The sequence below is a fragment of the Paraburkholderia bengalensis genome (assembly GCF_037126505.1).
Taxonomy (GTDB): domain Bacteria; phylum Pseudomonadota; class Gammaproteobacteria; order Burkholderiales; family Burkholderiaceae; genus Paraburkholderia; species Paraburkholderia bengalensis.
On record NZ_JACFYJ010000004.1, the window covers coordinates 153540 to 178647 of the forward strand.

Genomic DNA, 25108 nt, shown 5'->3' on the forward strand with positions numbered 1-25108 from the left:
CGAATTATCGCATGACCATAAAGCAGTATCGGATTGCGATATCACGCCCGAGCTTTGTTCATCCGATCCCAGGCGTCGTCCACGTTGCGCGGCAGCAAATGCTTCTTGATGCGCTCGCTCGCCGTCAGCTCAAAGCTTTTCACCGCACGGTAATAGCGCGGCAACTGAAAACTGGCGAGCCGCTCGCGCGCCCACGCGTGCATGGTTTCCCAGTCCACCGGGGCGTCCTTGAATTGCACGTTGAGCAGAATATCCTGCTCGCCGATCGCCGATGCCACACCGATGGCCGCGCTGGCATGAATCGCCGGATGCTCCGCGAAAATGCGCTCGATCTCCCACGCCGATACGTTTTCGCCACGCACCCGCATGCTGTCCGTCTGCCGGCCGATAAAGAAGAAATCGCCGTCGGCATCGCGTCGCGCGCGGTCGCCCGTGTGCAGCCTGCCGTTGCGCAACGCGGCTCGGGTCGCGTCCGGATTCTTCAGGTAGGCCGGCAAGAACGTGCCCTCCACCTTGCTCGACAACACGATCTCGCCCGCCTCGCCGTCCTTCACGGGCTCGCCTTCCTCGTCGAGCAGTTCGATCTCGATCCACGGCAGCGCGCGGCCGATTGACCCTGGCTTCCCCGTCGCATTCGCGGTCGCGAAGCTCGAACACTCGGTCATGCCATAGCATTCCCGCAGGCTCACGTTGAGCCGCCCCTGCACTGCCGTCCACGCAGACGCGCTCACGCCCGCGCCCCACGCGACGCGCAGCGTGTGCGTTTCAGGCTGCGCGTCGGGCGGCAGTTGCATCAGGATATCGAGCACTCCGCCCAGGTAATGCAGCTGCGTCGCGCGGGCGCGCTGGATCTGCGGCCAGAACTGCGAGGCCGAGAAGCGCGGCACTGCGTGCAAGGTCACAGCTTCGAGGAACGGAAGCAGCAGCATCTGCGCACCGCCGATATGACACAGCGGCTCCCACAGAAACAGCCTGTCGCCTTCGTGCACATCGGCCACGCACAGCGCGGCTTCGCCCGCGATGCGCATCATCCGGTGCGTGAAGACAACACCTTTCGGCGCGCCCGTCGTGCCCGACGTATAGATGATGCACAGCGGATCATGCACGCCGATATCCGGGCTCGTGAATGACGCATGCGGTTCCTGCGCATCGAGCGCGGGGATGCGCACGCGCCGCGTCGCAGCGCAGTCGATCGTCGCGATCACGGCCTCGAATTCGTCATCGATGATGAGCAGCTTCGGCTCCGAGTGCAGCAGCAGATACTCGAGGCCCGCTGCGCGCAGTTTCGTGTTCACCGGCACCCAGACAAGCCCGCTCAGCATGAGCGCGTAGATCAGATGAACGTGCTCTGCGCTGTTGCCGAGCATCACGGCGACACGGTCGCCCCGCACGAGCCCTTCCTCTGCGAACCACCGCTGCAACTGCGCGACGCGCCGCGCGATGTCATGGCAGGTGATCCTCTCATCGTCAAAGTGCGCGATGGTGCGCGACGGTGCACGACGCAATCCCGCCGCGAGCAGTGGCACGCAGTCCAGATCGTCGTCTGCGTGGCGGTGAGCGAAGTATTCCGGATAAAGATGCATACCTGTATCGATTGAAAAGCCCAGGATTCAGCGCGCGCGGCGCTTGAGCCAGGAAGACACCGCCACGACGAGCGCGATCAGAATGATCAGCGTGGTCGACACGGCGGCGAGGGTCGGCGTGATCGCGAGCTGGATGTCGTCCCACATCTGCTTCGGCAGCGTCGAATTGATGCCGCCACTCACGAAGATCGCGATCGTCAGATCGTCGAAAGAAACGAGAAACGCGAACAGGAACGCCGCCGTGACGCTTGGCATGAGCAGCGGCAGCACGACCGACGTAATGCGCCGCAACGCAGACGCGCCCATCACGCGGGCCGCATCGTCCAGACGCCAGTCGAAGCGCTGAAAGCCTGCCGCGAGCGTAACGACCACATAAGGAATCGCCAGCACCGTATGCCCGAAGATAAGGCCAAGATTCGTGCCCGTGAGTCCCAGACGGCCGAGCAGATATAGCAGACCCACTGCGACGACGATGCGCGGCACGATCAACGGCGCAACCAGCAGCGCGAAAACCGGCTTGCTCGTACGGCGCGGCATGCGAGTCATCGCGAGCGTCGCGCCGAAGCCGAGCAGCAGCGACAGCAGCGCCGTGCCCAGACCGACTTCGAACGAGCGAATGATCGCGCTACGCCATACGGGCGAGTCCATGAAGGTGCCGAACCAGCGCGTGCTGATGAACTTCGGCGGAAACGCGATGTAGTCGCTCGACGTGAACGCATACGGAATCACCGACAGCACCGGCACCACGAGCAGCGCCATGACGACGCACGTATAGAGTCCGAGCGGGCTCGCGGCGCGAGCCGCCGTGTCTGCAAGCGCGTTGCGGCGCATCATGAACGGCGCGAAGACGCGGCCCGCCGTCATCAGCAGTGCGAGCCTGAATCCCTGCGAGCGCGAGCCGCGCGACCGCTCCGTCACTTCGCCCGTCAGCGACGTGAGTCCGACCATGCGGTCATAGACGAAGAAGATGATAATCGAGCAGACCAGCAGGACTGTGGACAGCGCGCCGGCGAACCGCATGTCGAAGAGTTCGAGGACGGACGAGATCACGAGCTGCGCGATCATGGTTTCCTTCGGCGAGCCGAGAAGCGCCGGCACGATGAAGAAGCCGAGGCTCGAAATGAACACGAGCAGCCCCGCCGCCGCCACGCCCGGCGAAGAGAGCGGCAGAAACACCGTGAAGAAGCTCATGCTGCGTTGTGCGCCGAGCGTCTCAGCCACCTGCGCGAGCTGGTCGTCGATACCGCGCATCACGGGAAGCATCGTCATGACGGCGAGCGGCAGCATCGAATGCACCATGCCGATCAGCACCCCCGTCAGCGACGGTATCGTACCGCTCGTCTCGTGCACGAAACCGAGCGAGAGCGCGATCGTGGAGAGCACGCCCGTCTTGGAGAGCAGCAGCATCCACGCGTACGTCTTGACGAGATAGCTGGTCCAGAACGGCAACATGATCCACAGCAGCCGGCGCTCGCGCACACGCTCCGACAGCCGGCTCAGCATGTATGCAACGGGATAGCCCAGCAGGATGGACAGTGCCGCCGTCAGGAACGAGATGGCGAAGGTGATCCACAGCACCTTCGCATAAACAGGTGTGCGCGCGATGCGCTCAAACTGCGCGAAGCCAATCTGACCGTCGGCGCTGACGAGACCGCCTTGCAGTATCTCGCCGACGGGCACGACGAAAAACACCAGCAGAAACAGCAACGTCGGCACGATCGGCAGAAACCACATGCAGCGCGCGAGCATGACAGACCAGCCGCGCCGCGACGCCTCATTTTCGCGCAACGCATGAAGAGCGATGGTCATGGCGGCTCCTCAGGCGTGCAGCAACGTCGTTCGGTGCGGATCCCAGGTGAGCCCCACCTTGTCGCCGATGCGCGGTGCCACGCTGCGCTCGCAGCGTACGGTCAGCTCGCTGCCGTCGCTCATCGAAAGCGACACGCGCGTATCGCTGCCAAAGAACACGACATCCGCGATGATGCCAGCCACGAAACCGCTGTGCGGTTCGACGAGACGCGGCGCTTCGGGACGCAGAAGCAGCGTGTGACGCGTGGCGGGCGCGCCCGATGCGCCGAGCGGCAAAGGAATGCGGCCGCCGGCGGCGAGCAGGACCGGCACGCCGGCGGCGCCGCGCGCAGCATCAAGTTCGCCTTCGAGCAGATTCGAATGACCGATGAAGCCCGCCGCAAAGCGGGTGGCGGGACGATCGTATAGATCCGCGGGCGTGCCCACCTGCTCGATGCGCGCCTGGTTCATCAGGCAGATACGGTCCGAAAGCGTGAGCGCTTCGTCCTTCGTGCGTCACGTAGACGAACGTCGCGCCGAGTTCCTTGTGCAGGCATCGAATCTCGGTCTGCATGTGTTCGCGCAGTTTCTTGTCGAGCGCGCCGAGCGGCTCGTCGAGCAGAATCACGGAAGGCCGGTACGCGAAGCAGCGCGCGAGCGCGATGCGCTGCTGCTGCCCGCCCGACAACTCCTTCGGAAAGCGCTTTGCGAACTCGGTCATGCGCACCATCGCGAGCGCGTCGTCCACCGCGGCACGCACTTCGTCGCGCGATTTGCGGCGCATGCGCAGGCCGTATGCGACGTTGTCCCACACGCTCATGTGCGGAAAGAGCGCATAGCTCTGAAAGACCATGCCGATGCCGCGCTTGCCCGGTTCGACATGCGTGACGTCGCGCCCGTCGATCTCGATGCGCCCCGCGCTCGGCGCGACGAGGCCGGAAATCATCTGCAACAGGGTCGTCTTGCCCGAACCCGAGGGACCGAGCAGCGTCAGGAATTCGCCCGCTTGCACGGCGAGGTCCGTCGGTTCCAGCGCAACCGAAGCGCCATAGCGCTTCGCGACGCCGATCGCCTCGAGTTTCGAACTCATCGTCCGCTCCTTACGAAATGATCCACGAATTGAACCGCTCGGTGACCTTCTGGCGGTTCTCTTCCCACCATTGCGGGCTCGGCAGCTTCATGTCCTTGATGTTGTCCGGGGCGGTTGGCAGGAGCGTCGCGCGCTCCTTGCTGATCGTTTCGAAGGACTTCTTGTTGGTCGGGCCGTAGGCGAGCGTGCGTGTGAGCGAAGCCTGACGCTTCGCGTCGGCGCAAAAGCGCACGAACTGCCTCGCGGCATCGGCGTGCGGCGTGCCTTTCGGAATGCCCCAGCCTTCGATCGAATACAGGCCCTGACTCCACACGATCGTCACCGGCGCGCCGCTGTCCTTTGCGGCCTGCGCGCGGCCGTTCCAGGTCGAGATCATGTCGACGTCGCCGCTCTGGATCGCCTGCATCGCCTGCGCGCCAGAGGACCACCAGATGTTGATGTACGGCTTGATCCTGTCGAGACTCCTGAATGCGCGGTCCACGTCGAGCGGATAGAGCTTGTCGAGCGGAACGCCGTCGGCGAGCAGCGCCTGTTCCAGCGTGTCGAGCGGACTGCGGCGCAGGCAGCGGCGGCCGGGGAATTTCTTCACGTCCCAGAAGTCCGCCCACGACTTTGGGCCGTTGTCCTTGAACTTGTCCGCGCGATACGCGAGCACGGTCGAATACACGTCGACACCAAGCCAGTTGGGCGTGATCGCCTCGGGCATGATGTCCGGATAGTCGCTCGCTTTCAGGCCGATGGGCTCGAGCAGGCCTTTCGCTTCGAGATACGGAATATCCGCTGATAGCGTCAGCGTGGTGACATCCCACACATAGTTCTTCGTTTGCACCATCGCCGCGAATTGGGCGACCGGCTGCGATTCGCGCGCGACGCTGACGACCTTGATGCCCGTCGCTTTCTCGAACGGGTCATAGAAGGCTTCGCGATACGCGGTCGTGTACGGGCCGCCCGGGTCCGAGACGACGATCTGCCTGGTTTGAGCGCGTGCGGCGAGCGGCATCATGCCAGCCACGGCGAGCGCGCTCGCGCCGTGCAGAATGCGGCGGCGCGTCGGATTGAAGTCTTCTGTCATGGTTCAGGTCTCTCGCACTAGGGTTGAGAAGGAACTGCCCGGCTTGCGCCCGCTTTATTTGGCGCGTTTTTTGAAAAACTCTTCCATCATGCGAGCGGGCTCGCCCGAGTCGTACGCCTCGCGCTGGATACGCTCCCCCGCCTCGATACAGTCGACGAAACCCGGTTCGGTCATCTCGCGGAAACGCTGTTTGTCGAGACGCATCGCGACGGGCGGCTTGGCGGAGAGCTCCGTTGCAATTTCGAGCGCTTTCTCGAAGACCTTGCCTTCGTCGACGATGTGATGAATCAGCCCGATGCGATAGCACTCGTCGGCGTCCATCAGACGGCCGGTGAGCGTGAGCTCGATGGTGCGCGACATGCCGAGCATCGAATTCATGATCCACGGCCCGGTCGTGCTCGCGATGCCCGCATTGATCTCCGGCTGGCCCATGCGCACGCCCGGGTGGCCCACGCGGATATCGCCGAGCAAGGCGACCTGAAACGCCGAACCTGCAGCGGTACCGTTGAGCGCCATCACCAGCGGCTTGGACAGGCCGCGCAGCGCCGCGTAATAGCGCTGCCACTCCTTGACCCACGCTACGGCGCGTTCGCCGTCGAAGTTGTGCGCCTCGGCCAGATCCTGCCCCGCCGAGAACGCGCGATTGCCCGCGCCCGTCATGATGATCGCGGCGACATCGTCGTCGGCATTGAAGCCCTCGAGCGCCGCAATGATCGATTCGCGCATCGGCGTAGTCCAGGCGTTCAGCCGTTCGGGACGATTCAGCGTGATGACCGCGACGCGGCCGTGTTTCAAAAACAGAACGTCGTCACTCATTGTCTATCGCATCGTAATAGTTGGTGGTGAATCGCAATATAGAATCATCAAAAATGAGGCGCAAGCGGGTTTACGCGGAATGAGGGTGACTCGGCGAAAAAAAGCGCGCGCGAGGCGTAGGTGGCGCGCACTCGAGGAAATATCGAAGGCTTCGCGTAGTTTTAGCGCTGGGTTTCCCTGGCCGCCGGTGATTGGTACCGGAGACTGCATCGCGAGCGACGGACGGTAGGGTCGCGGCGCACTTGACGGTTAGTTGCACACTAATGTAGTGAACACGGCCGGGAGCCCGTGTATGAGCCGCGGGTCTTTGGGGACCCTTGTCCGCAGTTCTTCAAGCGGTCGGCTGACGGCCACAATCGATGTGCAGGACTTGTCGGACGCGCCGTCCATTTTCGGTCCGGCCCATCGATTAACGGATCTCCCAATCGACTGTGCGACACGCTCGCCCCACAGCTCAGGGTCGGTCAACCGCGATAGCGTCCGCGTCTAGCGGTTCAATAACCGCGTGAACGATCGACGATGTTCCACAGCGGTTCGCCGCGCAGCAATCGCGCGAAATTTGCAAACCAGAGTTCGAGGACCCGCAGGTTGTAATCGGGCGAATCGCACGAAATGTGCGGCGTGACGACGAGTCTCGGCACGTCCCACGCCACGTGGTCCGCCGGCAACGGTTCAGGATCGAATACGTCGAGCAGCGCGCCACCGCACTCTCCTGAACGCAATCGCTCGAACAACGCGGCATGGTCGATCAGCGCTGCGCGCGAAAGATTGACAACACCCGCACCCAGCCGCATGCGGGCGAGGCGCGCGGCGGAAAGCAGATGGCGTGTCTCGGCCGTGAGCGGCGCCGTGATAACGACGAAGTCAGCCTGAGGCAGCCAGTCGTCGAGTGCGGCGATCGTTGCGAGTACATCGACTGTTTCCACCGCCTGCGCCGGCGCCGCGCCGCTCCGGTTCAATGCGACTACTCGCAAGCCGAGCGCACGTGCCGCGCGGCTCGCCGCCATGCCCAGATCGCCGAAACCGATTATCAGCGCCGTCTTGCCGCGAATCGGCGTGGTGAGCCGCGCGTCCCAACGATGTTCCCGCTGTGCCTGTGCCATGGCCGGCATTTGCGCATTCAGCATCAGCAACACCATATGCGTGTATTCGGCCGCCTTGTCGCTATGAATGCCGCTACTGTTCGTCAGGATCAGGTCGGGGCGCAGACGATCGAGCGGCATCAACTGATCGACGCCGGCACCTGTCGTGTGAATCCAGCGCAGACCTGGCGCGTCGTTCACCACCTCATGCGGAAATCTCGATGCCAGCAGGAAGTCGACGTCGTCGAGCGGACGCGCGAACCGCTCTCCGTCCCAGCCGAACGTCACGTCGATGTGCCGTGCCAGATCGGGATGCCGCGCGCTGGCGACCTGCCATACGGCTTCGTGAAGATGAAAGGCCGGCGACTGTTGCCGCCGGCTTTCGAGGTGCAGCCGGTATCGGCGGGCAGGTTCGGTCATCCGGGGCGACATCCTTACAGGGGGAGCGCAACTAGCGTGTCGTAGCGGCACGAATCCGTGACGACCGTGCGCTCACGCAGCAACGCGCGGCCGCCTTCGACGACGATCTGATCGATATAACGTCCGACGCTGAACACAACCATGCCGCCTTCATAGCCCGTTCGCACGACCATATAGCTGGTTTCGCAGCCGATCAGCCCGTCTTCGATGCTGACGACTTCCGTCGGTCCAAGTACATGACGGTAGACATGCGGTTCGAACACGTTAACTGACTGGATCGAACTGACGCGATCCAGCAGCATGCCGCGCGTGTTGCAGAACCAGATGCCGAAGTCGCGACCCGCTTCGAAATCGGTGCGAGTGAGAATGCGGTAAGTGCCATCTTCGGTGAAGAACTCCGGCCAGCGGTCCAAGTCGCCATTGTCGATTGAACTGCAATAGCGGGCCATCAGGCGCGCGATACTCGCGCCCGTCTGGGTGCTGACCTCCAGGTCAGGGTATCGCGTCGTGCTAGACATCCATCAGTTCTCTATAGAATTTCCAGAAGCCGCGCACCGAGGTTTCGGTTGCGCGGGTCGCCATCGGGCCGATGCCCTTGCCACCCATCTCGATCACGGCGACGTCGTCAAGATCCCCGCGAATCCCCTTTTCGACGAACGCGCCTATCGTGCCGTCTTCCATCGACACAAAACCCGCCGGCCCGACGAGATTGCTCTGCTTGCGCCGGATGAGCGTCTGCTCCGGTGTGTCTTGCTCGAAGCCGAGCACGGTCCAGATCAGTTCACATCGATCCACACCGAGCGGCACCACCTGCCGAACGCCGATGGAGTTCATGATCTGATGCAGCACGAAACCCGGAAAAATGCTCTGGATCGCATTGGTGATCTGATCGGGATACTCCATCCACTGATCGATCAGCGAAGGATCCTTCAGGCCGAAATCGTCCCGCATTGCGCGAATCACCCCGGAGTCGTATGCCTGATCGCCAATGTCGGTGTAGCGCTTCGTAAAGGTGATGTGATGCCGGCTGTCTTCATCCTGCAACGTACCGCCTTCCGCCGACAGCCGGTTGATCTTGAACGTCGAGAAAAACGCATGTAGCAGGCTCGGGTGATAATTGTCCCGGCTATTCTCGACGTAAAGCTTCCAGTTGTTGTGCATCACCTGACTATAGCGGCCAAGTATCTTTACCTGTCCATATAGCGTGCGCTCCATGTGCCGCACCATTGTCGGTCCGAGATAGTCCCTCAGTGCCGGGGCTTCTTCGGAAAACGACCCGAACACGAGGCCGCGGATGGTCTCCACGCGCAGCTTCGTCAGACGGAACTTCGATTTATCGAAATCATCCGGCATGCCGCCTTTGCCCTGCACGCCCTTCTCGAATGCGACGCTCGTCAGTTCGCCGTCGAAGTTATAGACCCAGTTGTGATAAGGGCAAACGAAGTTCGGACGCTTGCGGTGCCCCTGCGCTTCGTAGCAAAGCACCGAGCCCTTGTGCACGCACTTGTTCACGAGCGCACCAATGGCGCCGTCCTGCTGACGCACGACAATTACCGACGTATGCCCGACCTTGGTCGTGATGTAATCACCCGGGTTTGGAATCTCGATGTCGAGGCAGAGGAAACTCCATGTGCGCCCGCGAAACACGGCATGCTGCTCGCGCTCGTAGGTGGCGGCATCGGAGAACACACGTAGCGGAACACGTGTAATGCCCTCTTCCGGCCAGCGGATCCGGCTAGTGGGAAATCCAATAGTCGCGACCGCACCCCCGAATTTTTCCGTCATATTGCTGCTCCGTTGCTGAAGGCCCGTACTCCACGGCGGCGGCTGTGGCCACTGGCCAATCCACGATATCCGCTCATTTGACTGCTTCCGAGTCGAGATAGGGTTTCTGATAGAAGAGATCCGCAGGAAGTTCGCCCTTCAGCGTTCCGGCGGCCCTGAAGACTTCGAATGTGCGCTTCAGTGTGTCGATGTCGCCCGATTTGAACGAGACCGTATTCATGGTCGTCCAGTGGTCGCCGTAGAAACGCGCGCCCTCGTCGCTCATGTTGCCGGCCTTCTTGAGTATCGCCACGACAGCGTCGGGATTGGCCGCGCCGAAGGCCAGCGCCTGGCGCATCGCCGCGAGCACCTTCACCGCATCGGCGGGGTTGTCCTTAAGCCACTCGCTGCGCATCACGGCGACACCGATATAGGGCGGTGTGCTCGCTTTCGTCATCTGTTTCCATTGATCGGACAAAGTCGTGATGACGCGGACTTTCTGCGCACTGTCCGGCACTTGCGCCACCGTGGTGGGACGCATCACGGCTGCGTCGACGTTCTTCTGGACGAGGAACTGCGCAAGACGCGGTTCGTCGCCGGCAACCAGGCGATAGTCGGCAAGCTTGAGCCCGTAATTTCCGTCCAGCACGGCAGTGCCGACGCCAGTGGTCGCACTGCCGATTGGCGACATGCCGACTTTCTTGCCGCGCAGTTCACCCGCGGAATGGATCGGCGAATCCGCGAGCACGACGATTTCCGCATCGACAATCTGGGTAGCAGCCACCATCCTGACCGGCACACCCTGCTGGCTCAGGCTGAATGCTCCCGCGAGGCTGGTGCCGAATGCCAGATCGATTGCGTTCGATGCCAGCGCGGTAGTCGGTCCGTTCACGTCAGGAAAGTGGAGAAACTGCACCTGCAGACCCTGTTTCTCAAAGAACTTCTGCGCTTCGAGCACGGCACCGAAACCGAGACTGGTGCCACTGGTCCAGTAGCCCACGCGCAGCGGCGCCGCATACGCACTGGTAAGGCACGCGCCAGCTATTGCGAATGCGCATGCTGCCTTTAGAACGGAACGAAATGATTTCATGGTGCTTTGCCCGAAGTAGCGACGTCGCCGGTCTTCCCAGCATCATCTTTGAAGGATTACTAAATGTCCTATCAAAACATAAAGCACGGTGCAACCATTTATCGAGAGATCCGCCTGAAGCAAAGGCGGAATCTCCGTCTTACTTGCCTATCGCAACCAGCGGTGCGCGCTCGAAGTCCTGCTTCATGCTGCGCAGCACACGCTCCATTGTCATGTCGCGAAACTTCTCGATGTGCCGGCGCGCAATGCGCGCGCCCGACTTGCCGTCCCCTGCCGACAGCACCTCGACCAGCTGGCGGTGATCGTCGGCGATTTCCGGGCTGTCGTCTTCGTCGCTGAAACCGAGCGCCACCAGCCGTGCCATTTCGTCGAACAGCACCGAGATGCTCCGCACCAGACGGTCATTGCCCGATGCCATTGCGATCACCAGATGAAACTCCCGGTTCGCATCGAGGAAAAACCCGATCCGGTTGCCGTGATTCTTCGACGCGGTATTGCCGCGCGCGGCGCGATCGATCCGCATCAGCGCCTTTGCGTCCACCTTGCCGGCCGCGAGCCGCGCGGCCTCGGGTTCGAGAATGAGCCGCAGCGCGAACACCTCCTCGACATCCTTCAGCGTGACCGGCACCACGACGTAGCCGTGTCGCGGCACCGAACGCACCAGCCCTTCATGCGTGAGACGCGCAAGCGCCAGCCGGCAGGTCGACTTGCCGACGCCATATTGCTCCATCAGCGCAGCCTCGGTCAGCATGCTGCCTGGTTTCAGCGAGCAGGACAGTATCGCCTGCCGCATGGCCAGATAAGTCGACTCTCCCAGCAACTTGCCCTCGGCCGTGGCTTTGCCCCCAGAAACTACTTTTCCTACCATATTGCCCCCGTGCGCTCTATCCATAAATGGCCTGTGTATTATGCTTACATCATTCTGTAGGCACCTCACCAACCTCAAATCATTCTAGGAGATGCATATCTGGAAGTAAACTGAACACAAAATAAGCACGCCGTGTCGCACTGTTTATCAGCCAGCAGTGCCGCTCCATCGGCGTACGGTGCGTGAGTCGATATCGAACAGATCAAGCACGCGCCCGAGCGTATGGTCGACCATCTGCTCGAGCGTTTCCGGCAGCGCATAGAACGCTGGCACTGGCGGATACACGATCGCACCGGCGTCCGTGGCAGCCGCGAGACTGCGTATATGACCCGCATGCAACGGTGTCTCGCGCACCATCAGCACGAGACGGCGACGCTCTTTGAGCATCACGTCCGCCGCTCGCGACAGCAGCGAGCTGGTGCAACCGGTGGCCACTTCCGATAGCGTCTTGATCGAACACGGCGCAACGATCATGCCGTCGACCGGAAACGAGCCGCTCGAGATTGCCGCACCGATATCGGTGTTCGGATAGTTGACGTCCGCGAGCGCCTGCAGATCGGCAAGCCGCATCTGCAACTCCTGCGCAAGCGTCACCTGCGCCGAACGGCTGACCACCAGGTGCGACTCCACCTCCAGCTCGCGTAACAGACGGAGCAAACGCACCCCGTAGATCGCGCCCGAAGCGCCGCTGATACCGACCACGATGCGGCGCCGTGCTGCGGATTGGGCTCTCATGCAACATCTCCTTTATCCACCAGATGCGGCCATTGCCCGCGCAAACGCGTCTTCATGGCTTTTGACCCGCTATGATCTTCTTTGCCGTTTCGTACGGCCCCGTGGCGAATACATCGGGCGGAAGCGCGCCTTTGATCGAGCCGCTCGCAGCGAAGATCTGCTGCTCGCGCTTGAGCGTGTCGATATCGACCGGTTCGAAGGAAATGCTGTTCAGCTCGGCCCAATGCGCGGCATAGATCTGCGCGTCGCTTGCGGGCAGATTCGCAACTTTCTGCAGGATCGCCGCGACCTGATCCGGGTGCGCGTTGCCCCAGGCGATTGCGTTGTGAATCGCGACGATCAGCTTCGCGACCGATTGCGGATCGCGCTGAATCAATTCCGTGCGTGCCGCAGCCACGCCCAGATAGGGCATCGCATCGGATTTCGTCAGCTTGTGCCATTCTTCCACCAGCGTACCGAGACGCCGCGTCTTCACCTCCGTCAATTGTGCGACCGTGACGGAGCGCAACGCCGCGGCGTCGACCTGATGCTGCACGAGAAACTGCGCGAGGCGCGCCTCGTTGCCCGGCACCAGCGAATAATCGCGGGCGTTCAAGCCGTAATTCGCATTGAGTACCGCGGCCGTCATCAATGCGACCGAGCTTCCCGACGGCGACATGCCGATCTTCTTGCCGCGCAGTTGCGCGATCGACTGGATCTGCGAATCGGCGGGCGTGACAAATGTGACATCGGCCGGTGCCGTTGCTCCGAAGATCTTGATCGGCACGCCCGTCGCCGCGATGCTGAACGCACTCGCGCCCGCCACACTGAAACTCACGTCGATCACGTTGGCGGCAAGTCCGCTCGCCGGTGCGTTGACCTCGGCGAAGTGCACGAAACGCGCGTCGTCGATACCGGCTTTCTTCAGGAAATCGCCGGTTTCCAGCACGGCGCCGAGGCCGAGGCTCACGCCGCTCGTCCAGTAGCCGATGCGCAGCGGCGCGGCCTGCGCGGAGAGTGCGAGCAGGAACATCACGGCGGCAAACAGCACACGCCTTGCAAGCAGATAAGGTTGCATCAGGTCAGCTCATTGATGGGTGGGTGGAGCGCTGCCGGCCCGCGCAGCGCACTGAACGACATTGCGGCAATCAGCGCCGCGTCGGCGGTACGGCGTCGAAGCGCGAACCGCGCACACACAGCTTGCCTTCCGCGGTTTTCCACAACTGCTTGCGTTCATGCAGTTCGCCGAGCGCGCGAGCCAGCGTGCGGAAGTCGTATTTCGACAGCCGTTCGGCGAGTTCCGTGTAGTAAAGCGGTGTTTCGCCGATGAGCGCGAGCGCTTCGGCTGCGGCCACCTCCACCTGTTCCGGCTCCGACACGTGCACCCTATCCGCCTTCCCGCCGATGTAGTCCGCGATCTTCGCTGTGTCCGCGTACGCGTACGAGATGCGCTCGTAGCGCTCGTGCGGAATGCCTTCCGAGATCGTTGCGTCCACACCGACCTTGGCGCCCGTCGGCACCATGCCAGGCGGCATCACGGGCAGGCTCGGGTCGAGCGGTTTCGCGCGCGCGCCGGGAATCACGATCAGGTCACGGTCACCCTGCACGCGCGTCGCGATCGCCCATTCCACCTGCTCGCCATTGAACACGTCGATGTCGTCATCGACCACCACCACGTGCTTCAGATCCATCACCGACAGCGCCGCCAGCAGCGCGTTCTTGCCTTCGCCCGCCTGTTTCCTGATCGAAATGACCGCATGCCAGAACGCGCGGCCGCCCAACGTCACGTTGATGTCTTTCACCTGCACGCCGGCCGTGCGCAGCGCGCTGCGGATCGCCTGATAGCGCGTCGGTGCCGCGAGCCACGTGTTTTCCCACGGCATGTGCAGTGAGTAATACATCGCGTCCCGCCGATGCATGATCGCCTTGATGCGCACATCCGGATTCCAGTGCAGCCCGCCCATCAACGCCGTGAATTCGCCGAAACGGCCTTCCGGTTGCGTCCAGCCCGTCGGCAGGATTTCCGCTTCGATCACGATTTCCGAGTCGGCGATATAGGGCAGATCGACAGTCTCGCAAGGCGCCAGTTCGACCGGCACGCCTCGAATGCCACCCGCGATCGCCATTTCATCTACGCCGATCGGTGCGCGATAGCCGGCGCCCATGATTTCCATCGGGTGGTTGCCAATCGAAATGGAGATGGGGCACGGACGTCCCTGTTCGTAGGCACGCTGCGCGAACATGCGCATATTGTTCGGCGTTACGATGTCGATGCCGCTCAGCGCCTTTTCCTTGACCATGAAGCGGTAGATGCCGCTGTTCAACCCGTACTCCGGATCGCGCGAGATCACGATACCTGCGGTGATCATCGGGCCGCCGTCAAAAATCGAAGACATCGGAATGGGCAGGCGGAACAGATCGACATCGTCGCCTTTGTAGATCACTTCTTTCGTCGCCGACGTGGCGACATATTTAGGCGGAATCGGGTTCTGGATGCCATGCGCCAGCATCTTTTCGATTTCGGAGTAGCTGTCGCAACCCATTGCCATCATCGCGCGCTGCTGCGTGCGGATGATGCCCGACAGCAGCGGCATATCGTAGCCGATCACGTTATGAAACAGGAGCGCCTTGTCGCTCTGGTCGACGAGCGTTCCCACGTGGCGAATATCGACGGGCTGCCGGATATCGACCAGTTGCTGTGCCCCGCGCAGGCGTTCCAGGAACTCGCGAAAGTTCTCGTTCATACTGAACTCCAAGGTGTTGAATGTCGTATCGGTTTCACTTACGCGGTCTCGCTATCCTGCAGCGACGCACGCGCTATGGCTTTCAATGCGGCGCGATCGATCTTGTTCGTGGACGCAAGCGGCAATGCATCGACGAACCACACGCGCCGCGGGTGCTGGTATGCGGGCGCATGCGTCAGCGCGTATTGTTTGGCTTCCTCTTCCGTTAGCGACGCGCCTGCGCGCCGCACCACGAACGCCACCGGCTTGGTTCCCTTGATGTCGTCGGCGACCGGAATCACGCAAGCCTGGACGATGTCCGGGTGCGTCTCCAGCATTTGCTCGACTTCACCGGGAAAGATGTTTTCGCCGCCCGACACGAACATGTCGTCCGCACGGCCGACGAATGTATAGAAGCCCTGCTCGTCGCGGTGAAATACGTCACCCGTTATGTAGAAGCCGTCTCCTGTCACCGGAAGCGGCAGGTCGGGCCGGTTGTGGTATCCGAGCATGACGGCCGGGCTTTTAACGGCCAACACGCCGGTTGCAACACCCGTCGGCGGTGCGTCGAGCAACTTGACGCTGACTTCCTGATGGGGAAATCCGACCGACAGTAACGGCGGTTCGATCCGTTGCGGATGTGGTCCGAACACGATCGGCCCGCCCTCGGTCGTGCCATAGACGTTAGTGAGCTTCGCATTCGGCAATACCTCGCCGATCTGCGCAAGCAGACTCTCGCCAACGGGCGCCGAGCCCATCCGGATGAAGCGCACCGATGAAAGATCCGTGCGCGCAAGCAACTCCCTTTCGCGCAACATCATCGCGATCATTGGCGGGACAGAGGTGAGCCACGTGACCCGATAACGCTCGATTGCCGTGATGTACATGCGCGCGGTAAATTGCGGAAGCAGTACGACGGTACCGTGCCCGTACAACGACATCAGCACGAGCGTCAGCGCGTTCATGTGATACATCGGCGCGGCCACCAGAAAGCGATGCGCCGCAGGCGGCTGCGCGCGCGCTCGCGTACGCGCCACCCACAGATGGCTGCCGTGCGAGAGCATCACGCCCTTCGGCTTGCCGGTCGAGCCGGACGTATAGAGAAACATCGCCGGCATATCCCGGGTCGGCACGAAAGTCTCGAACGGGCCAGGTTCGACAAACGAAGCGAAACTCGCCTCGCCTGTCGAATCGAAGACGACTGTTGGCAGATCGTCCGGGCAATCGGCAAGTCGCGCGGCATCGCAAAACACGAGACGTGCACCGCTATCTCGGATCACAAAAGTGGAGAGCGCGGGCGGGAACCTGAAGTTGACGGGCACGGCGACCATTCCCGCGCGCATGATGCCGAGCAGCGCCGCGATATATTCGGCGCGATTCGCCGCAAGAATGGCGACGCGCTCGCCAACTTTCAGACCGCGCCGTACCAGTGCACGCGCGACGCCGTCAGCCAGCGCGTCCAGTTCCCCGTAGGTCATGCGCATGTCGTGCCAGGCGCAACCTGTTTCATCCGGTTCCCCAAGCGCGATCACCGCAAGCTTGCACGGATCGCCGTCGGCGTCGATCAGATCGCCGAGATTCTCAGGCGTGGGCATGTTCAACTGCTCCGATAAATTCAATGACAGTATTGAGTTCGCCTAACAGCACGACGACGGACGACGCGCCGCTCTGCGCATGAGCCGGCGCCATCAGCCGCACGACGCTCTCGTCGGTGCGGGACGAGAGCGCCTCCAGACGCGCGCGCATCGCCGCAAGATCGCTTACCTCGACGACGACGGCACCAAAATAGCTGTCGCGCCCTGCTGCGTGACATACGAGGTCCCCATAGCGCGCGCGATACGCCGCGCCATCGATGAAGTCCAGATCGACATCACCCAACGCAATGCGCGAATGCCGGGCGGACGGCGATGTGAAATCCGACACGCCAGCAATCAGCGCATAGCGGCGCGCTTCGAGCTGCGGATCGTCGCTCACGATCACACATTCCTTCAGGCGTTGCGCGCCGTTCGGATGCTTCGCCCATTCGGCACGGAAGACCCATTCCGGCGTGAGGTGCTCACAGAAATAGACGCGCCCGGCGGACAGTTCTTCGGCTGCAAGCCGGGTTGTCCGGAAACGGGCGATTTGCTCGACACCCTCAATGTCCACGGGCCGCGTGAACGAGTGCGGTTCACCGGCACGCACGCCGGCGTCGATCAACCGCGCATAGGTTTCCTGCGCGTCGTCCGTCTTCAACACGAGACCGTCCATACCCAGACGGCTTTCGAGAATCTCGCGCCGCAACGTGGTAGCGCCGGGGGGCAGGCCGACCAGTTCGAGATAATGTCCATCGAACATCATCAGGTGATTGACTGAGCCAAGCGAGTGATAGCCGCGCGGGGTCAGCGTGAAACCGAGCGCTTCGAAACACGACGCCGCAGCGTCGGTTTCGAACATCGCATTCACGACGACATGGTCGAGCGTCGATGTCGCCGTGTTCATCATGCCTTCGGCGCGGGTGCGGGCGCGGTCGAATAGACGCCCCGGCCGCTTGCGAGCAACGCGCCGGACTGGTCGTAGATGTGTGCCTCCGCAACCGAAATCGCGCTGCCGGACTTCACGACCTTGCCGCGCGCGATGAGGTCGCCGGGCATCGCCGCGCGGTGATAGTCGACGCGCAGATCGATCGTCGGTACGCCGCGGCCGGTTTTCGATACCAGCGCCCAGTCGGCCGTGAGGTCGACCAGCGCGGCAAGAATGCCGCCGTGCGTATAGCCGCGTTCCGGGTTTACGACCCACTCTTCGCGCCATGTCGCAGCAATTTCGATCGAGTCTTCGCCGACTTCGAGCACACGCAGACCGAGCCACTGATGGTAAGGACCGCGCATGAGCATCGCCTGGACCTGCTCGGCGGTAAGTTGCTGGTTATCAGCCATTCGGGTCTCCGTACATTTATGGGGTAACGACAATCTTGCCGAGCACTTCCCGATCGCGAATCATGCGCAAGCCCTCCGCGGCCTGTTCGAGCGGCAGCACCTTGTCGATCTGCACCGCGATCTTCCTGGTACGGATCAATTCCATCAGTGCGGAGAGGTTGTCGTCATAGAAACTGTTGGAGCCGATCACGCGAATCTCGAAGCTCCAGATGTAGCGCAGATCTTCCTTCGGATCGTGGCCCGCCGTGGCACCACAGACGAGCAGACTGCCGCCGCGTTTGATGCACTTGAGCGACGGCACCCACGTATCGCCGCCGGTGAAATTGATCACGACGTCCGCACCGCCTTCATAGCTGCGGCGTTGCGGCTTGCCGTACTTCTCGATGACCCACTTCGAGAAATCGGTGTCGCGGTAGTTGATGACGTGATCGGCGCCCATCGCCTTGAGCCGTTCCGCCTTGTCCTCGCTGCCGGCGGCCGCGATCACTTCGGCGCCGAGCATTTTGGCAAGCGTCACGCAGCCGGTTCCGACACCACCGCTCGCACCGAGAATGACTACCCGATCGCCCGGCTTGATGGTGTTGTGCGTGACGAGCATCCGGTGCGCTGTACCGTAGGCGACCGGCAGCGACGCCGCTTCTTCGAACGTCACACCTTCGGGCATTGCGATCAACTGGTCAGCGTTGACGAGGCAGTATTGCGCCATGCCGCCGTCGAGCATTTCGCCCATCAGACCTTTCGTCTTGTTGAGCGGATTGACGAGCACGCGTGCGCCAACCGTCCAGCTTTCGACGTTGTCTCCTATCTCCGTGATCTCGCCCGCCATATCCAGACCGATGACCACAGGCAGCGGCACCTTGATGCCCGGCATACCCTTCACCGTAAAGACGTCGTGATAGTTGAAAGACGACGCGCGCACGCGGATGACCACGTGACCCGGCACGGCCTTCGGCATCGGCATCTCGCGGACATGGAGTTTGTCGACATCACCATGCTCGGAGAGAATCAAAGCCTTCATCGTACTACTCATATGTACTCCTATTTATAGAAAGCAAACGCTATATTCTTCGTGAATGTTCGACTATTTCAGCCACTTCGGATCGCGGCACGGCAGTAGCGCGCCGCGATCCCATTCTCTATGCCCGCTTCTTCCAGCGGAATACGTGGTTTTCAAGCGGCTTTAGAATGCCGTACTCGAGCACCACCATCAGCACGACCATGGTGAGTGTCCATGCGAACACCTGATCGGTCTGAACAAGATCTGCCGCCTGACGCAGCCGGTAGCCGACGCCGTTCGACGATCCGATCGTCTCCGCCACCAGCGACACCCGCCAGCCGAAACCGAACGCGAGGCGCGCACCGGAGAAGAAATACGGCAGCACGGTGGGCAGATAGATCTTGGTCATCACCTTGCTGCGCGACATCTGGAAGCTGCGGGCAAGCTCCACGTATTCGGCATTGACGCTTTGCGCGCCCTGCCACACGTTAGTGAGAATCAGCGGCATTGCTTCCATGAACACGACGAAGATGGTCGTGCCGTTCGAGATGCCGAACCAGATCAACGCAAAGATGGCCCAGATCGCGGCGGACACCGTATTGACCACTGACAGTACTGGCTCACAGAAACTGCCGAGCCGGCGGTTCGCGCCGAGCAGGATGCCGAGCGGCGTGCCGACCAGCGCGGCCAGCAGGAATCCCGCGACGACGCGGTACAGCGTAATGCCGAGATCTTCGGTAAAGGTACCGGTGGCGACCAGGTCAAGCAGCGCGTTCCACGTTTTCCCCGGACCGGGCAGGATGAAGGCCGGCACGCGTTGGGCCGCCACCCACCACAGGATCAGGAAGACAGCGAGCAGTGAAAGACGCTGACCGGCGACTCTCGCGAAACGCGTCAATCGGCCAAACCGTGCGGGAAAAACAGAGCTGGCGGTCGAAACAGAAGACATCGCTACGTCCTTAAATGAGGGCGCGCACGCGCCGCACCGTTTCCGCCACTTCGGCGGCGAGCGGATCGCGAGGTCGCGGCAAGTCGATCATCAGCGCATCGCGCACGCGGCCCGGCCGCGGACGCAGCACCACCACCTTATCTGCGAGCACGATGGCTTCTTCCACGTCGTGCGTGACGAATACGACGGTCATCTTCAACTGCGCGCGGATTCGCAGCAGTTCCGCGTGCATCTGCGAGCGCATCTGCGGATCGAGCTTGGAAAACGGTTCGTCCATCAACAGGATGTACGGCTTCACGACGAGGCTGCGCGCGAGCGCCACCCGGCTGCGCATGCCGCCCGAGAGTTCGTGCGGGTAAGCGTGCTCGAATCCTTCGAGGCCGGTCATCTTCAGCGCGGCCAGCGCGCGTTCGCGCCGCCGTTCGGCATTGAGCGAACCCGCTTCGAGACCGAACTCCGCGTTCGCCACGATCGTGCGCCAAGGTAGCAGACGGTCTTCCTGAAACATGTAGCTGACCACGCGGGTATCGTGCGTCGGCTCGCCGGCCACTCCGTCGATCCGCACGTCGCCGCGATCCGCCCGCACCAACCCTGCGATGATGTTGAGTAACGTGCTCTTGCCACATCCGGACGCACCGACGATCGCCAGCACCGAACCCGAAGGCGCTGTCAGACTGATGTCCTCGAGCACCGCCTGCTTACCGAAGTGCTTCGAAACGTGCGCCACCTCCACCGCGTTGCGTGTCGTGGCTGCCTTCTCGAACATGGCCTGGGTAGTCACTGCGTTCATCGTGCGCCTCGCAGCGGAGCGATCGGTGCGCCTGCATGCGTGTCGCGCAGGCTCGCCATGACCTTTTCCATCGTCATGTCGCGGAACGTCGCCACATGGCGGTGCGCGATCTGCTCAGCGCGCTTGCCGTCGCCGCTCGCGAGCGCGCTGATCATCGCGGTGTGGTCATGGCGGATCTCCGGCTTCGTGTTCTGCACACCGAAGCCGAGCGACACGAGACGCGCCATATCGTTGAGCAGGCCGCCCAGCATGCGAACCAGCCGGCCGTTGCCCGAACATTCGGCGATCGCCATGTGGAAAGCGGCATTCGCGTCCATGAAGATGCCTATCCGGCTGCCAATGCCAAGCGACGTATCGTCGTTGCGGCACGCACGCTCCAGCCGGTTCAACAGCTCGATGTCCGCCTTGCCCGCAGCGAGGCGCGCCGATAGCGGCTCAAGCTCAAGGCGAAGCGCAAACACTTCTTCGACGTCCTTCAACGTAATCGGCGTCACGACATAACCCTGACGCGGCACGATTCGCACAAAACCTTCCTGCGCGAGACGCTGCAGCGCCACCCTGCAGGTCGCCTTACCGATGCCGTAGCGAGCGGTCAGCGCGCTTTCCGTCAGCGTGGCGGCCGGTTCGATTACGCAGGACAGAATGTCCTGACGGATCGCCGAACACGCCCGCTCACTGAGCAGTTTTGCTTCGTTCGAACAGTCGATCAATTCCACCGTCGGAGCTGCAGGATCTTTCACGACACCTCTCCTTCGTCTCGTAGGCTGCTCACGGGTACGCATGTGGGCAGGTGCTGAGTTAACTTAGAACAGCCATTAAAAAAAATGCACGTAAAAAAAACGCGACTCCTGAGCTGTTCAGCGATATGTCATGCCGCTCCCTGACTTCTCTCTCATGACCTATCCGCATGCCGCTCACTGCGCCATCGCGCCGTCAGAACGAATGCAGTATCCCGAGCTGCGCGCCCGTCACGCCTTCACCGCGCGTCGGCGTGTTCGGTGTGATGGGCCCATTGGCGATCAGCGCATAGGTCGCGCCGTGGCGGTTCACGAGCCGTTCAAACGTTCCATAGACCAGCGTCCGCTTGCTTAAACTGTAGAACGCACCAACGCTCACTTCTCCGGCATTGTTATCCTGGCCTGAGCTATCCTGCGCGTAGCCGACGCCGGCAGCGAGCCGTAGCGCCGGTGTGACGTTATAGGCCGTCGACAGCGAATAGACGCTGTGATATTTGCCTTGCACATTGGTTGAGATATTCGAGCCGAGGTTGTTGCCGCGGTAATAGCCGAAGTAGCCGGTCACGCTGCCGAACTGATAACTGCCGCCGGCGAACGTCGTCTTCGTATTGACTTTTCCGTTCGCGCCGTTCTGCTCCGCGTGGCTGACGCCGAGGTACAGCGGGCCGCGCTGATAATCGATCGAGCCGACGTACGCATTCAGCGCGTCATGCGGTGACGTCTGACCGCCCAGGCTCGCACCCGCGGAGAACGTGAACCCGGCGATGTTCGGCGACCAGTACGTGATCATGTTGTCGTAGCGGAACACGAACGTCGAAGCGTTGTGAAGAAACGAGCCGTAGGTACCGCCGGAGAACGCGTCAAACTTGCTGTGCATCAGCAGCAGGACGGAGTTCTGACGACCGAAACGGAACTCGCCATACGGCGTGCCGAGACCGACCCACGCACTGCGGCTGAAGGCGAGCGTCGAATCCGTTGCTGCGCCCGAGTTCGTGAGGATGCCGTTCTCGAGATCGAAGGTCGCACGCAAGCCGCCGCCGAGATCTTCGCTTCCTCTGATCCCTACACGGCTTGCCGCCAGACCGCCACTCTGCATCGCGGTCTGCGCGCCCTTGCCGCCTGCGTTCGTATAACCCAGATACGTATCGAGAATGCCGTACAGCGTGACCTCGCCCCGGGCTGGCGTCACTGTCACGGTGCCGAGTGCAACGAGTGCTGCAGAACAAGCCAAAGCCATCTTGCGCATTTCAGATTCCCGTCTCGTCAAATGGTTAATGTCGGATTACTAAGCATCTCAGTGTGAACCGCTCTCTCGATTCGTGTCCCGAACGACATGTGCATGAAAAACGCGATCGTGAGATGCTCACGAATGATCGGTAAGCGATCGACAATCGACTTTAGGACGACAAAAAAGAGATGCACAAGAAATATTTCTGGACATCTCAAGCGTGAGGTACTTACGGTGCGCGATTTTATGGGCGGGACGGCAGAAGCACGTCAACTGGAAAAATGATTGTCAAACGCAGGATTTGCATCGCTCTGGCACAACTGCCGCGTTCGCCTCGCGCAATCTCCATTGTTTCAGCGGGCGCATGTAGAGAGTCAGCCGTGGTGAGAGTTTCAGATTGAAGGCTTTGAACCGCAAATTGCTGACCACATTGGTCGGCGGCCACGTCCACACGCCGTGCGGGTATCGCGCCCCGCCGCAAAGCCGATCGAGGCGTTCCTCGCTACCTATCCAAATCTCACGAATCGGGCCGGTGCGCTTGTCGCCAGTCAGCCTCCCACGCTGCACACGTGAGACGGTGCGGCGGACATTGTCCTCGTACCGTAGGAGCGTAAGCATGTTCCACCCGACATCGACGGCAACGCCAGGACTTTCCGCACGCCGCGCATCGCGTGCCCAGTCGACGCGAACAGCGCTACGAGGCTGTGCGCGTCGCTGTGGCTGCATGAGGCCAACAACACCGCCCGCCTGACTGGCGCGGGACTGCATCCAATCAGGGGTCCCATGTTTAGTTCGATTGAGACTTGGTCAGCGGCCGACATGTTGACTTTTCGAACGCCCCCGTGAATCACCCGACACCGTCTCCCACTTAAATTAGCGGGTAAGGTGCGACATGAAGGATGAGGCTCGAAGGACTGAGCGCAGTGCATGCTCGTTTCGCCATTGTCCGACGGCGCGATAGCGTTGCGCGGTAGCGGACCAGCCGTGCGACCGGCGGTAGCCTAGGAACGCGTGAATTGCTGGCACTGTTTACCGGGGGCCGCTCAATGTATGAGACTGTAAATTGCTGTGAATAGATAATCGGAAATTTCAATTCCGCTTCACATGCACACGGATAGCAGCACAAAATTTGCCGCTATCTTCCGGGGGCTGTGCGAACCGGCCCGCTTTGGGGCTCTCGAAAGCGCATTGCATCGACAGCCGGATGCACGCGCGGTGTTCAACCTGCTGACGCAACGGTGAGACAGCACCAGCAGGCCTTTGTCAAACCCGATCGTTCAGAACAGGTGACGGAATGACACGAGAACGGCAGTCTGGTTCATGCTGGACGAGGGGGCGTCGGTCCCGACCAGGACGGCCTGACCGAGGGGAGCAGCGAAATCCGGTGTGTGCGATGCTCGCTGATAGGCCACCTGCATATAGACATCGGTACGTTTGGTCAAATTGTAGTCGACCATTCCGCCGAAATTGCCCCAGTGTGGCCGGGCCTGTCCCGCGTTGCTGTCATATTTGGCCATCGTGTACGTGTACATCAGGCCACCGTAGAACGAGGGAGTGAACTGGTACTTGGCGTTCACCTCAAAGTTATTAAAGTGCAGCGAATTGGCGGCGTTGGCAAGATTACCGAAGTACTCGCTTCCTGTTGTATTCGTTAGATTCGTATGCGTATAGACAAACCCGACAGTCGCCGCAGACGTCAATGCATAGTTAATGCCACCGCCGAAGATCTGGTTTCGCTCAGCCAAAAAGTCGGTGTCGGCAGCCGATACGGCACCACCGGCATTGGTCGTTGCGTTTCCGTTGACCTGTAGGTATGCGCCTGCAACCGTAACAGCGCCGTTCACGTACTGCCCTGCAAAACCGTAAAGACGATTATTTGCAAATGCACCGGCAGCATTGCTGAAGGCGTACATACCTTCCAATGTAAAGCCCGCATATTTGTTACTTACAAACTTGACCGCGTTGCTGACACGGATCGAATTGTCGGTATTGTCATTGTCGTACACGTGGGAGAGCAAGCTGCCAGCCCAGTTTCCGTTTGCAGTCAGAGGGCCGAGCATGTCCACCAGCGGGTCATACTGACGACCGAACGTCAAGGTGCCGAAACTATCAGATTGGAGACCGATGTACGCCTGACGCCCAAAGATCCGGCCACCATTGTTCAGGTTACCGGAATTTAGATTAAATCCATTTTCGATCTGGAAGATGGTCTTCAGACCGCCGCCAAGATCCTCGACTCCTTTCAATCCCCATCGATCGCCAGAGTCCTGCCCCGAAGTCGTCTGAATGTTGCTTTTGCCCTTAACGTTGCTCGTATACTGCAAGCCCTCGTCAATCGCGCCATAGAGCGTCACCGTATTTTGAGCAAATGCGTGTAACGGGGCAGCGACCACACCAGTGGCTGCCAACAAAACCAACATACTTTTTGTCTTCAACTTCATTATTCAAATTTCCCTTTTAAGAGTTTGACTTGGATGAGGTC

General features: G+C 61.3%; 21 protein-coding genes and 1 pseudogene. All 22 read right to left on the minus strand.

Going from position 1 to position 25108, the window contains the following annotated elements; translation table 11 throughout:
• Positions 1–41 precede the first annotated feature (41 nt).
• Positions 42–1583: an AMP-binding protein gene (locus H3V53_RS04380; RefSeq protein WP_336596886.1), complete on the minus strand. Its 1542-nt coding sequence runs from the start codon at positions 1581–1583 to the stop codon at positions 42–44.
• Positions 1584–1610: 27 nt separating this feature from the next.
• Entirely contained in the window at positions 1611–3392 is a 1782-nt protein-coding gene (locus H3V53_RS04385; RefSeq protein ID WP_336596887.1) for an ABC transporter permease subunit, read from the minus strand.
• A gap of 9 nt (positions 3393–3401) precedes the next feature.
• Positions 3402–4461: pseudogene (locus H3V53_RS04390) on the minus strand (ABC transporter ATP-binding protein).
• 10 nt (positions 4462–4471) lie between these two features.
• The gene (locus H3V53_RS04395; protein WP_336596888.1) at positions 4472–5533 is read right to left on the minus strand and encodes an ABC transporter substrate-binding protein; all 1062 of its coding nucleotides are present in this window, start codon (positions 5531–5533) and stop codon (positions 4472–4474) included.
• Positions 5534–5587: 54 nt separating this feature from the next.
• The gene (locus tag H3V53_RS04400; RefSeq protein ID WP_336596889.1) at positions 5588–6349 is read right to left on the minus strand and encodes an enoyl-CoA hydratase/isomerase family protein; all 762 of its coding nucleotides are present in this window, start codon (positions 6347–6349) and stop codon (positions 5588–5590) included.
• A 494-nt stretch (positions 6350–6843) separates the two neighbouring features.
• Positions 6844–7851: a D-2-hydroxyacid dehydrogenase gene (locus H3V53_RS04405; protein ID WP_336596890.1), complete on the minus strand. Its 1008-nt coding sequence runs from the start codon at positions 7849–7851 to the stop codon at positions 6844–6846.
• A 14-nt stretch (positions 7852–7865) separates the two neighbouring features.
• Positions 7866–8369 carry an aromatic-ring-hydroxylating dioxygenase subunit beta gene (locus tag H3V53_RS04410; protein WP_336596891.1) on the minus strand — a complete coding sequence of 168 codons (504 nt, stop codon included), beginning with the start codon at positions 8367–8369 and terminating at the stop codon, positions 7866–7868.
• Complete coding sequence (locus H3V53_RS04415; protein ID WP_336596892.1) at positions 8362–9636, minus strand: aromatic ring-hydroxylating dioxygenase subunit alpha; 1275 nt, start codon at positions 9634–9636, stop codon at positions 8362–8364. The genes H3V53_RS04410 and H3V53_RS04415 overlap by 8 nt, the downstream gene beginning before the upstream one ends.
• A 73-nt stretch (positions 9637–9709) precedes the next feature.
• Complete coding sequence (locus tag H3V53_RS04420; protein WP_336596893.1) at positions 9710–10705, minus strand: ABC transporter substrate-binding protein; 996 nt, start codon at positions 10703–10705, stop codon at positions 9710–9712.
• Positions 10706–10844: 139 nt separating this feature from the next.
• Positions 10845–11573, minus strand: coding sequence for a GntR family transcriptional regulator (locus H3V53_RS04425; protein WP_419539415.1), 729 nt, complete (start codon positions 11571–11573; stop codon positions 10845–10847).
• A 147-nt stretch (positions 11574–11720) separates the two neighbouring features.
• Positions 11721–12308 (minus strand): UbiX family flavin prenyltransferase, encoded by a 588-nt coding sequence (locus H3V53_RS04430; RefSeq protein ID WP_336596895.1) that lies wholly within the window; start codon positions 12306–12308, stop codon positions 11721–11723.
• Between the two features lie 52 nt (positions 12309–12360).
• On the minus strand, positions 12361–13365 hold the full coding sequence (locus tag H3V53_RS04435) for an ABC transporter substrate-binding protein (protein ID WP_336596896.1): 1005 nt from the start codon (positions 13363–13365) through the stop codon (positions 12361–12363).
• A 70-nt stretch (positions 13366–13435) separates the two neighbouring features.
• Positions 13436–15031, minus strand: a complete 1596-nt coding sequence (locus tag H3V53_RS04440) for a UbiD family decarboxylase (RefSeq protein ID WP_336596897.1) — start codon at positions 15029–15031, stop codon at positions 13436–13438.
• Positions 15032–15069: 38 nt separating this feature from the next.
• On the minus strand, positions 15070–16605 hold the full coding sequence (locus H3V53_RS04445) for a class I adenylate-forming enzyme family protein (RefSeq protein WP_336596898.1): 1536 nt from the start codon (positions 16603–16605) through the stop codon (positions 15070–15072).
• The gene (locus H3V53_RS04450; protein ID WP_336596899.1) at positions 16592–17494 is read right to left on the minus strand and encodes a VOC family protein; all 903 of its coding nucleotides are present in this window, start codon (positions 17492–17494) and stop codon (positions 16592–16594) included. Before H3V53_RS04450 ends, H3V53_RS04445 begins: the two co-directional genes overlap by 14 nt.
• Complete coding sequence (locus H3V53_RS04455; protein WP_336596900.1) at positions 17491–17925, minus strand: PaaI family thioesterase; 435 nt, start codon at positions 17923–17925, stop codon at positions 17491–17493. The genes H3V53_RS04450 and H3V53_RS04455 overlap by 4 nt, the downstream gene beginning before the upstream one ends.
• Before the next feature lie 16 nt (positions 17926–17941).
• The gene (locus tag H3V53_RS04460) at positions 17942–18955 is read right to left on the minus strand and encodes a zinc-binding dehydrogenase (protein WP_054920062.1); all 1014 of its coding nucleotides are present in this window, start codon (positions 18953–18955) and stop codon (positions 17942–17944) included.
• A gap of 106 nt (positions 18956–19061) precedes the next feature.
• Positions 19062–19871: an ABC transporter permease gene (locus tag H3V53_RS04465; RefSeq protein WP_336596901.1), complete on the minus strand. Its 810-nt coding sequence runs from the start codon at positions 19869–19871 to the stop codon at positions 19062–19064.
• A gap of 10 nt (positions 19872–19881) precedes the next feature.
• Positions 19882–20661, minus strand: a complete 780-nt coding sequence (locus H3V53_RS04470) for an ABC transporter ATP-binding protein (RefSeq protein WP_336596902.1) — start codon at positions 20659–20661, stop codon at positions 19882–19884.
• Positions 20658–21401 carry a GntR family transcriptional regulator gene (locus H3V53_RS04475; RefSeq protein WP_336596903.1) on the minus strand — a complete coding sequence of 248 codons (744 nt, stop codon included), beginning with the start codon at positions 21399–21401 and terminating at the stop codon, positions 20658–20660. Before H3V53_RS04475 ends, H3V53_RS04470 begins: the two co-directional genes overlap by 4 nt.
• A 193-nt stretch (positions 21402–21594) precedes the next feature.
• Positions 21595–22644, minus strand: a complete 1050-nt coding sequence (locus H3V53_RS04480; protein ID WP_336596904.1) for a porin — start codon at positions 22642–22644, stop codon at positions 21595–21597.
• 1259 nt (positions 22645–23903) lie between these two features.
• Entirely contained in the window at positions 23904–25067 is a 1164-nt protein-coding gene (locus H3V53_RS04485; protein ID WP_336596905.1) for a porin, read from the minus strand.
• Positions 25068–25108: the final 41 nt, after the last annotated feature.

Excerpts from the sequence above, each read along its gene's own strand:
- H3V53_RS04380 (WP_336596886.1), bottom strand. The coding sequence starts at position 1,583 with ATGCATCTTTATCCGGAATACTTCGCTCACCGCCACGCAGACGACGAT.
- H3V53_RS04385 (WP_336596887.1), bottom strand. The coding sequence starts at position 3,392 with ATGACCATCGCTCTTCATGCGTTGCGCGAAAATGAGGCGTCGCGGCGC.
- H3V53_RS04395 (WP_336596888.1), bottom strand. The coding sequence starts at position 5,533 with ATGACAGAAGACTTCAATCCGACGCGCCGCCGCATTCTGCACGGCGCG.
- H3V53_RS04400 (WP_336596889.1), bottom strand. The coding sequence starts at position 6,349 with ATGAGTGACGACGTTCTGTTTTTGAAACACGGCCGCGTCGCGGTCATC.
- H3V53_RS04405 (WP_336596890.1), bottom strand. The coding sequence starts at position 7,851 with ATGACCGAACCTGCCCGCCGATACCGGCTGCACCTCGAAAGCCGGCGG.
- H3V53_RS04410 (WP_336596891.1), bottom strand. The coding sequence starts at position 8,369 with ATGTCTAGCACGACGCGATACCCTGACCTGGAGGTCAGCACCCAGACG.
- H3V53_RS04415 (WP_336596892.1), bottom strand. The coding sequence starts at position 9,636 with ATGACGGAAAAATTCGGGGGTGCGGTCGCGACTATTGGATTTCCCACT.
- H3V53_RS04420 (WP_336596893.1), bottom strand. The coding sequence starts at position 10,705 with ATGAAATCATTTCGTTCCGTTCTAAAGGCAGCATGCGCATTCGCAATA.
- H3V53_RS04425 (WP_419539415.1), bottom strand. The coding sequence starts at position 11,573 with ATGGTAGGAAAAGTAGTTTCTGGGGGCAAAGCCACGGCCGAGGGCAAG.
- H3V53_RS04430 (WP_336596895.1), bottom strand. The coding sequence starts at position 12,308 with ATGAGAGCCCAATCCGCAGCACGGCGCCGCATCGTGGTCGGTATCAGC.
- H3V53_RS04435 (WP_336596896.1), bottom strand. The coding sequence starts at position 13,365 with ATGCAACCTTATCTGCTTGCAAGGCGTGTGCTGTTTGCCGCCGTGATG.
- H3V53_RS04440 (WP_336596897.1), bottom strand. The coding sequence starts at position 15,031 with ATGAACGAGAACTTTCGCGAGTTCCTGGAACGCCTGCGCGGGGCACAG.
- H3V53_RS04445 (WP_336596898.1), bottom strand. The coding sequence starts at position 16,605 with ATGCCCACGCCTGAGAATCTCGGCGATCTGATCGACGCCGACGGCGAT.
- H3V53_RS04450 (WP_336596899.1), bottom strand. The coding sequence starts at position 17,494 with ATGATGAACACGGCGACATCGACGCTCGACCATGTCGTCGTGAATGCG.
- H3V53_RS04455 (WP_336596900.1), bottom strand. The coding sequence starts at position 17,925 with ATGGCTGATAACCAGCAACTTACCGCCGAGCAGGTCCAGGCGATGCTC.
- H3V53_RS04460 (WP_054920062.1), bottom strand. The coding sequence starts at position 18,955 with ATGAGTAGTACGATGAAGGCTTTGATTCTCTCCGAGCATGGTGATGTC.
- H3V53_RS04465 (WP_336596901.1), bottom strand. The coding sequence starts at position 19,871 with ATGTCTTCTGTTTCGACCGCCAGCTCTGTTTTTCCCGCACGGTTTGGC.
- H3V53_RS04470 (WP_336596902.1), bottom strand. The coding sequence starts at position 20,661 with ATGAACGCAGTGACTACCCAGGCCATGTTCGAGAAGGCAGCCACGACA.
- H3V53_RS04480 (WP_336596904.1), bottom strand. The coding sequence starts at position 22,644 with ATGCGCAAGATGGCTTTGGCTTGTTCTGCAGCACTCGTTGCACTCGGC.
- H3V53_RS04485 (WP_336596905.1), bottom strand. The coding sequence starts at position 25,067 with ATGAAGTTGAAGACAAAAAGTATGTTGGTTTTGTTGGCAGCCACTGGT.